General features: G+C 74.6%; 1 protein-coding gene and 1 pseudogene. One reads left to right on the top strand and one right to left on the bottom strand.

The genetic code is table 11. The features are described 5' to 3' along the window. On the top strand, positions 1–550 hold a 550-nt coding region (locus JM949_RS38345), incomplete at its 5' end, for a hypothetical protein (RefSeq protein WP_238434491.1). A gap of 30 nt (positions 551–580) precedes the next feature. Here the strand turns inward: JM949_RS38345 and JM949_RS36140 are convergent. After that, a pseudogene (locus JM949_RS36140) lies at positions 581–1,078 on the bottom strand (helix-turn-helix domain-containing protein); the annotation flags it as partial.

The raw sequence follows: 1,078 nt of genomic DNA on the forward strand, positions 1-1,078 counted from the left end.
CGCGCCCGTGCTGGCCGCCGCCCCGGCGCAGGCCGACCCGGTGGTGCCCCGGCACGCCGTCGTGGTCTGCCAGAGCGCCAGCTTCTACGCCAACTACGACTCCGCGGGTGGGCCCACCGGTTTCAAGCGCACGCTGGCCTACGGCAACAAGATCGGCCACACCCCGGGGCGCACCGGTCTACAACGGGTGGGCGGCAGCGTTCGACTTCGGCCCCAACGACTGGGGCTACCTGCGCGCCGAGTGCATCGGCGGGTACGACTCATGGTGACCCGACGTCGCGCACTCGCCGCCCTGCTCGCCGGGGTCGTCGCCGCGACAGCCGCCCTGCCGGCCCCGGCCCAGGCCGCGAACGGCACGATCGGCGAACGGGAGACGGTCTGCGCGAGCGACCTGTTCGTCCGCACCCAACCCGTCGGCGCCTGGATGGGCACCCTCTACCAGGGGCAGACGTTCCTGGTCGAGGGCCCCCGCAGCGGCGGCTACGTCTACGGCTTCGCCTACGGGCACATCAACCGGCGCGGCTGGGTGCAGGACGGCTGGTTCTGCTGACCGCCGCGCGACGGCGGGCTGACGCCGCGATCACGTGGTGAGGCCGACCAACGTGGCCAGTCGCGCCACGCCGGCCGGCGCCGGCCGCGCGCGGGCGACATCGGCGATCACGGTACGCGCCAACGGCCGGCACCGAACCTCAGCCGGCGCGACACTGTCCGCGTCCACCAGCGCCCGCGCCGCCGCGCGCACGTCACCGACCTGGAGGTACACCCGCGCCACGTCGACCAGGTACGCGCCCCGGTACTCGGCCGGCAACCGCAGCCACCCCTCCCGCCGAACCACCGTCGAATGCCGCTGCAACGCCTCGGCGACGTCACCGTTCGAGGCCACCACCAGCACCCGCGCCAGCTCCACGGCGACCGGCCCGAAGCTGGTGCGGTGCGCGTCGTCGTACCCCCGAAGGTCTGCCGCGACGCCCGCCGCCCGGTCGATCAGCGCGTCGGCACTGCCGTGTTCCCCGCAGCCGCTGGCAGCCAGCGCGGCCTGCACCAGCAACGTCCCACCCACCGCCCTCCCCCGGTGATC

The organism is Micromonospora tarensis, assembly GCF_016803395.1.
GTDB classification, from domain to species: domain Bacteria; phylum Actinomycetota; class Actinomycetes; order Mycobacteriales; family Micromonosporaceae; genus Micromonospora; species Micromonospora tarensis.